7 protein-coding genes are annotated in these 7470 nt (G+C 70.9%); 3 read left to right on the top strand and 4 right to left on the bottom strand.

Annotated features, from left to right (window positions below):
- Nucleotides 1–828: NAD(P)/FAD-dependent oxidoreductase (locus tag HGK34_RS21555; protein WP_201851352.1), on the bottom strand; the 828-nt coding region annotated here is incomplete at its 3' end.
- A 94-nt stretch (nucleotides 829–922) separates the two neighbouring features.
- A complete protein-coding gene (locus HGK34_RS21550) occupies nucleotides 923–1768 on the bottom strand; it encodes a helix-turn-helix domain-containing protein (protein WP_201851350.1) in 846 nt (281 codons plus the stop codon).
- A gap of 227 nt (nucleotides 1769–1995) precedes the next feature.
- Here HGK34_RS21550 and HGK34_RS21545 point away from each other — a divergent pair, with 227 nt between their 5' ends.
- The 3 genes from HGK34_RS21545 to HGK34_RS21535 all read left to right on the top strand — a co-directional run bounded on the left by HGK34_RS21545 (nucleotide 1996) and on the right by HGK34_RS21535 (nucleotide 4076).
- The gene (locus HGK34_RS21545; RefSeq protein ID WP_201851348.1) at nucleotides 1996–2556 is read left to right on the top strand and encodes a peroxiredoxin-like family protein; all 561 of its coding nucleotides are present in this window, start codon (nucleotides 1996–1998) and stop codon (nucleotides 2554–2556) included.
- Between the two features lie 165 nt (nucleotides 2557–2721).
- Nucleotides 2722–3621 carry an alpha/beta hydrolase family protein gene (locus HGK34_RS21540; protein ID WP_201851346.1) on the top strand — a complete coding sequence of 300 codons (900 nt, stop codon included), beginning with the start codon at nucleotides 2722–2724 and terminating at the stop codon, nucleotides 3619–3621.
- Nucleotides 3618–4076, top strand: a complete 459-nt coding sequence (locus tag HGK34_RS21535; RefSeq protein ID WP_201851344.1) for a MarR family winged helix-turn-helix transcriptional regulator — start codon at nucleotides 3618–3620, stop codon at nucleotides 4074–4076. The genes HGK34_RS21540 and HGK34_RS21535 overlap by 4 nt, the downstream gene beginning before the upstream one ends.
- A 93-nt stretch (nucleotides 4077–4169) precedes the next feature.
- On the opposite strand, the gene HGK34_RS21530 is transcribed toward HGK34_RS21535, so the two are convergent.
- Complete coding sequence (locus HGK34_RS21530) at nucleotides 4170–5516, bottom strand: ATP-binding protein (protein ID WP_201851342.1); 1347 nt, start codon at nucleotides 5514–5516, stop codon at nucleotides 4170–4172.
- Between the two features lie 547 nt (nucleotides 5517–6063).
- Nucleotides 6064–7281, bottom strand: a complete 1218-nt coding sequence (gene dusB / locus HGK34_RS21525) for a tRNA dihydrouridine synthase DusB (RefSeq protein WP_201851354.1) — start codon at nucleotides 7279–7281, stop codon at nucleotides 6064–6066.
- Nucleotides 7282–7470: the final 189 nt, after the last annotated feature.

Genomic DNA, 7470 nt, shown 5'->3' with positions numbered 1-7470 from the left:
AGATGTGTATAAGAGACAGGTCTCCAGCGGGGCGGGCCCTGGCGGGGCGGCTCGGGGTGCGGAGCGGTCCGGCGGCGCGCCGGGAATCGCCGCGAGCCCGGCCGTCACGTGCGAGGCGGCCAGGCGCCCGGAGTCCGCCCCGGCGCAGAGCACGACGGCGCCGGTGCGCACCTTGCCGTGTTCCGTCCAGACGGCCGTGACCGATCCGCCGGCGCGTTCGATCCCGGTGACCATGCAGTGTTCGCGCAGCACCGCGCCCCGGTGCGACGCCGCGGCGAGCAGGTCGGCCGCGGCGGCACCCGGCGCATGCCACCGCTCGGGAGCGATCAGGGCTGCCCCCGCGTACTGCCAGGCGGCGACGTACGGATTGAGCACTGCGGCGTCCTGCGCCTGGATCATCGTGCTGTCGAGCCCGCGGGTGGCCTGCTCCGCCACGGCCCGCGTGTAGGCGGCGACGAGGTGGTCGTCCGCGAGCAGGTGGAGGCTCGCCCGGGTCGACGCCTTGTGCCCGACGCCGGCGCCGGGGCGGGCGGGAAGTGCGGCGTACAGTTCGCTGCTGCGCAGGGCGAGGGCCTCGATCGCGTGATGAGGGGCGAAGGTGTGCCCCGCGAGCGGCACGGGAGGTGCGGCGCGCTGTGCCATGGCCGAGAAGTGTGTCGGCTCGGCGCCGTCGGGCAGGGTGAACGCCTCGGCCAGAAGCACGCCGGCACCGGCGTCGGCCAGCTGGAACGCGACGGCAGCGCCGACGGCGCCGCCTCCGACGACGACGACGTCAACCGCTCCGGGCAGCGCGCCCTGCCTGCTCCGGCGGACGGAGGGGGTCGGCATGCGCACAGAGTGTGCCAGCGGGGAACGGTTTCGGCAGATCACGGGGTGTGGCTTGCCGGAATGGTCCCGTGCGGTGTCGCTTCCGTCGCCGGCTTCACTCCGTGGGGACCACCGTCCGCAGCTCCGGACGGTTCGATCGTTCGCGACCGCCGGCGTCGGCGAGGGCGCGCAGCAGCCCCGCACTGCGTTCGTCGGCGGGGAAGAAGGTCTCGATCGCGATCTCGTCCAGCGTCACGTCCCGCGCGGCGCCGAACACGGTCAGCGCGTGATGCAGGGAGAGGTCGCCGTGCTCCGTGGCCATGACCGTCGGGACCACCAGGTCGTTGTCGGGGACGGCTCCGGCGGCTCCGGCCCGTTCCGGGGGCTGGGGATAGGACCTGACCTCCTCCAGGAGATCGGCGAGACCGGCCGCGGCGGTGCGTTCCAGCTGGCGGCGCACCCTGCGCAGCAGCCCCGCGCGCCACGGCCCGTAGTTGCGTACGCGCCCGGCCATGCCCCGCGGATGCAGCATGACCCGAAGAACGTTCACCGGCTCCGTCAGGACGGATGCGTCCACGTCGCCGAGGAACGACCGCATGGCGCGGTTGGCCGCCAGCAGGTCCCACCGGACGTTCACCGCCATGGCGGGGTTCGGCTCGTGGCCCGTCAGCACGGCCTGGACGGCGGCCCGCGCCATGCCGAGGTCGTCGAGTGCTCGTTCGGCGTACACCGGAGCGAACCCGGCGGCGAGGTAGAGGCGGTTGCGTTCACGCAACGGCACCTCCAGCTCCTCGCACAGCCGCTCGATCATGGCCCGGCTCGGGTGGGCGCGCCCGGTCTCGATGAAGCTCAGGTGCCGGGCGGACAGATCAGCGGCGATCGAGACGTCGAGCTGGGAGCGCCGGCGTCGTTCACGCCACCGGCGCACCAGCGTCCCGACCGGCTCCTGGGTGACGGTCATGGGGTCACGCTGCCTTGCGGGCCGTTGCCGCGCAACTACCTGCGAGGTAATCGACACCCGCCACCGTGCGGATCACGCTGTCCGGACCACGCCGATCGGATCCTGCCGGCCGGATCGCACCGGCCGCATCGCACCGGCCGCATCGCACCGGCCGCATCGCACCGGCCGGATCCTGTCGGCCGGCGTGGGAGCACCCAGCCGCGAACGTCCCGAGGAGTGACCGCCTGATGACCGCCGAACTCGTAGCACACCATGAACTGACCGACGTGAACGGCGTCCGGGTGCGGGTCCCGGACCCGGAGAGCTTCGTCCACCTGCAGTTCCGGCGCTTTGCCGGCTGCCCGGTCTGCCATCTGCACCTGCGGACGTTCGTGGCGCGGCACGCGGAGATCTCCGCCGCCGGCGTGCGTGAGGTCGTGGTGTTCCACTCACCCGCCGATGTCCTGCGGGAGCAGGCGGGCGATCTCCCGTTCGCCGTCATCCCCGACCCCGAGAAGCTCCTCTACCGCGAGTTCGGGGTCGAGTCGGCCCGTCGTGCGCTGCTCGACCCGAGGGCGTGGTCAGCGATCGTCCGGGGCATCCTCGCCGCCCTGCCGTCCGTGCTGCGCGGGCAGAGACCGGCGCCCCGGGCGACCGGTGGCAGTCTCGGCCTGCCCGGCGACTTCCTGATCTCCCCGGACGGGCGGATCCTCGCCGCCAAGCGTGGCCGGCACGCGGACGACCAGTGGTCCGTGGATGAGATGCTCAGCTCGCTCCCGGTGCGGCAGGATCCTCTGGGGCGGGGCTGACGGCGTCGGGCCTCATGGTGTGAGGGCCAACGGGCCGAGACGGCGTGGGGACCAACGGCGTGAGATCTGCCCGCGGGATGGGCAGTGTCATTGACTCCACGAGGGGGGCGCGGGCAGCGGCTCGTCGTGCCCGGGGAGTCCGGGCGACGGATTATTATAGTTCGCATGCGAACTAATGCGCCCGGGCAGGTCGAAGACCTCGTCCCGGTGGCGGCCGGAGGGAACGTCGCCGTCGAGATGTGGCTCCCCGAGGGCGAGGCGCGTGCTGCCGTGGTGGTGCACCCGGCGACGGCGACGCCACAGCGGTTCTACCGGTCGTGCGCCACGTTCCTGGCGGGCCACGGGGTGGCGGCCGTGACCTACGACTACCGGGGAACGGGCCGCTCGGGGTTGCCTCGCGAGCATCGGTCCGTGCGGATGCGGGACTGGATGGCTCAGGACGTCCCGGCGGTGGCGGCCTGGACGCGGGACCGGCTGCCTCGGGTTCCGCACTTCGCCGTCGGCCACAGCGTCGGTGGTCATGCCCTGGCGCTGGGCTTCGGTACCGGCGGGCTGACGGCCTTCGCGACCGTGTCGTCGCACGCGGGCGTCACCGCTGCGATCGAGGACCGGGGCGAGCGGGCGCGCGTCGGGATGTTCTTCACCCTCGCCCCGGCGCTCAGCAGAGTGCTCGGCTACGCGCCGTCGCGCCTGGCGGGGTTCGGGGAGGACATCCCGGCCGGCGTGGTCCGGGACTGGGCGCCCTGGACAAGACGCCCCGACTACTTCTTCGAGGACCCGACGATGCAGGCGGCCGAGCGGATGAGCCGGGTCCGGCTTCCGGTGCTGGCCCTCGGAGCCGGAGACGATCCCTGGGCGACGCCCGCACAGATCGATGCGATCACGGATCGCCTCGTGTCCGCTGCTGTCACTCGGCGTACGTACGAGCCGGGCGACCTCGGCGTGAATCGGGTCGGTCACCACGGGCTCCTGCGTCGCGGGGTCGGTGAGCCCGCCTGGACCGAGATCGTGGAGTGGTTCTTCTCGCACGGGACCCCGGGGGACGGCCCGGGAGGCACGGCGTGACGGCGCCCCGGGGACGCCGACGGCTGGTGCTGCAGCTGTTCTCCGCCGAGCGGAGCGTCCGGCGCTGGATCGACGGCCGGGCGGGCAAGGACCATGTCGGCGCGGCCGGCGCCGGTGTGCTCTTCCACCTGGCCGGGCGGACGGGAGCGTCGGTCGGTGAGATCGCTCGCGAGCTCAACTCGTCCGTGTCCGGAGTGAGCGGGCTGATCGACCGGCTGTCGAAGGCGGGGCTGGTCGTCCGGGCAAGCGATCCCGATGACGGCCGGGGTGTGCAGGTTCGCAGCACCGAGAGCGGACGCGAGGCCGCGGCCGAGGCCGCGGGCGTCCTGAGCGAGCTCAACGAGCATCTGACCGCCGGGTTCTCTCCCGACGAGCTGGATACCGTCACCCGCTGGCTGGAGCGCGTCCAGCGGGTGAACGGGGACCAGCCGAGCCGTTCCGCGCCGAGCACGTAGGCAGCCCGGACGGCCGGCCCACGGCGCGGGCGTGGGATCCTGCGGTGCTTCATCGACACGATGTTCGATTGCGGCGACGTGGGCGGCGAGTGGTCAGCGCCATGCGGCGATCAGGTCTTCCGGGCTCCAGGATGCTGTGATGGGGGTGCCGGGTTCGATGCCTGCGCGGGAGACGGCCACGAGGGGGGTGTCGTCTGTGTAGCCGGGGACTGCTGCTGCGGAAGAGACGAGTTCTGCGTACTCGTGCTTGCCGAATCGGCGGTTGTCGTACCACTTGATGGATCCGATGAACTGCACTTTCTTCGCGACCGGTTCCCCGGTCGCGCCGACGAGGTCGATCTCCGGGTTGTTCTGCCGGTTCCACCAGCCTCCGATGGCATTGGTGTCGGGCCACCGGTCGTTGGGGAGGATCCAGCGCAGGGCTTCGCGGATGACGGGTTCGATGGCGTAGCCGCGCCAGCTGGTCCACGACCGCAGGATCTGCCGAAGGGCTTCGTCACCGCGGCCTCTTTCGACGTAGGGGATGGCCTGCTCGATGAGAGCGAGCCAGAACCGCAGGTAGGTGTCCTCGATGCGATAGTGCTTGTTCTTCGTGTCCGGTTTCTGTGACAGCGGTTGGTCGACCGTGACGACATGTCGTTCCTGAAGCATCCTCAGGATGGGGGTGAGCGTCCCCGAAGGAAGGGCTTGTGGTCCGCCCGCGCGGCCGGCGATACCCGAGAAGGTGCGTTCGCCGTATCCGCCGATCGCCTCGATGACGGTTCGGGCGTGCGAGGAGTCGGGGAACTCGCCCATCAGGGTGAGCGCGGCTGAGGCGAGCAGCGGAGTCAGTGGTTGTGACAGTGACTCTTCAAGGAATTCTTCGAGGCTCGCTCCACGCTGCCAGGTGCGGACGATCTCGGGGAATCCTCCGGTCACGAGGAACGCGTCGAAGGCGTCGGCGGCGTCGAGTTGGGTGACCTCCTGGATCTCACCGGGGGTGAGCGGTTTGAGCCGCATGGGGACGGCTCGTCCGAAGAAGGGGCGTTCGTAGGTCTGGAGGGACTCCATCACGGAGATGTTGGAGCCGATCAGTAGGAGCAGCACCGGCTTGAGGGACAGTGCCCGGTCCCACACGGTCTGCAGGGCGCCCTCGAACCCGGGGTCCTGCTCGATCAGCCAGGGGACCTCGTCCAGGATGACGATGCTGGGTTCGTTGTCGGGCACGGCCGATGCCAGCGCGTTCAGTGCGCCGACCCAGTCCAAGGGGCGAACCTCGCGCAGCAGGTCCTCAGCGGGAGTGCCTTGCGCGGCCGATCGGGCGGCGCTGACGAGTTGGTCACGCTCCATGGTGGCGCTTCTGCCCCGTGTTGCCTGAAAGACGATGGATTGTAGACCGGATCTGTCGACGAACTCCTGAGCCAAGCGAGACTTGCCAACCCGTCGTCGTCCCAGGAGCACGACGGCACGGCCTCGCGGACCAGATGCGGAGGTTCGGATCTGGCTGAGCTGGTTGGCCAGATGGCCCAGGTCGCGCGACCTTCCGGCGAAGTCCACTCGGCTCCTCAAGGTAGATCAGATCTTACGTAGGTCGAATCTACCTTAACTGGTTCTCCTGGACGCGGCCGTGGATGTGATGCGCTTGCGGCTCGCTCCGTGCGTTCCTACGGCCGGGAGAGTTCTTGGACGCGTACGCACTTGGTGTGCATACCGCACGGAGATCCACCGGTCGCGGCAGTTCATTCCGTCCGACGCCGGTACAGATTCTGCGGCACTGCCAATGCAGATTTCGCTGTGGTCCTGATGTCGGTTCTGCGGTATCTGCGATGGGTACCCCGAGCTGCTGACCTGCAGGGCGGCGCTACAGGTGCCAGGCCTTCCACGCTGCGGACCCAGATTCTCATCCAGGTGGACGAGTCAGCGTCCTCGGCTCCGAGGGAGGGCCAATGCCTGGATTCTCACGCGCCAACCTGAGACCCCGCGCGGGTCCCGGTCCGCACACTCCGGATCACCCCCCGCTGACGCTCAGCTCCGCCTCCCGCAGCCGTGCCTCGAACTCCGCGTCCAGTTCCCGCGAGTCCAGCCACCCGTAGGGCAGGTGCGGCGTCTTGGGTGTTCCGGCTCGCCCGCGCTGTCCTTCGGCGTCGGCACCCGGGTAGCCGATGGTCAGGTCCAGGGCGTCGAGCAGCTCGCGCAGCTCCGCCAGCGAGGACACGCGCGCGAGCGCGTGCCGGGCCTCGCCGCCCACGGCGTAGCCCTTGAGGTACCAGGCCATGTGCTTGCGCAGGTCGCGGACGCCGCGGTGCTCGTCGCCGTCGTAGTAGTCGATCATCAGCTCGCCGTGGCGGTACAGGACGTCGGCCACCTCGCGCAGGCCCGGACGCACCCGCGCGTCGGACCCGTTGAAGGCGGCGGCCAGGTCCGCGAACAGCCACGGCCGGCCCTGGCAGCCGCGACCCACGACGACGCCGTCGGCTCCGGTGCGGTGCACCAGGTCCAGGGCGTCCTCCGCGGACCAGATGTCGCCGTTGCCCAGCACCGGCACGCTGCGCACGGTCTCCTTGAGGCGGGCGATCGACTCCCAGTCCGCGACGCCGGAGTAGTGCTGCGCGGCGGTACGGGCGTGCAGGGCGACGGCGGCGACGCCGAGGCCCTCGGCGATGCGCCCGGCCTCCAGGTAGGTGAGGTGGTCGTCGTCGATGCCCTTGCGCATCTTGATCGTCACCGGGATGCCGTACGGCTCGGCGGCGCGGACGGCCTCACGCACGATGTCGGTGAACAGCTGCCGCTTCCACGGCAGCGCGGCGCCGCCGCCCTTGCGGGTCACCTTGGGGACCGGGCAGCCGAAGTTGAGGTCGACGTGGTCGGCGCGGTCCTCGGACGCGATGATCTTGACCGCCGCGCCGACGGTGGCCGGGTCGACGCCGTACACCTGGGCGGATCGCGGTGACTCGTCGGCGCCGAACGTGACGATGCGCAGTGCTGCCTCGTTGCGTTCCACGAGCGCGCGCGAGGTGACCATCTCCGCGACGTACAGGCCCGGGTCGAACCCGGTGCGCTGCCCGGCCTCGCGGCACAGCGTGCGGAAGGCGCGGTTCGTCACCCCCGCCATGGGCGCGAGCACCACCGGGGTCGCCACGGTGATCGGCCCGAGCTGCAGCGGAGGCAGCACGGGGGCCGGCGCGGGCGTGTCGGCACGGTCGAGGAGGGAAGTCACGCGCCCCATTCTCCCAAACTCCCGCCCCGCCGAAAACGTCGCCCCCGTCACGCGCCGCCTCTCCTCCGGCCGACCGGCGAAGACCGGCGCGAGCACGACGTTGCCGTCGGTCCGGGGCTCAGGATCGACGGGAACGTCGTGCTCGGCGGCGGGGGAGAGGCTGTCTCTTATACACATCTGACGCTGCCGACGATAAGG

Source organism: Myceligenerans indicum (genome assembly GCF_016742955.1).
Classification (GTDB): Bacteria; Actinomycetota; Actinomycetes; order Actinomycetales; family Cellulomonadaceae; genus Myceligenerans; species Myceligenerans indicum.
The sequence above is the reverse complement of the archived record's forward strand: the minus strand, read 5'-3'. Positions and strand labels throughout refer to the sequence as shown.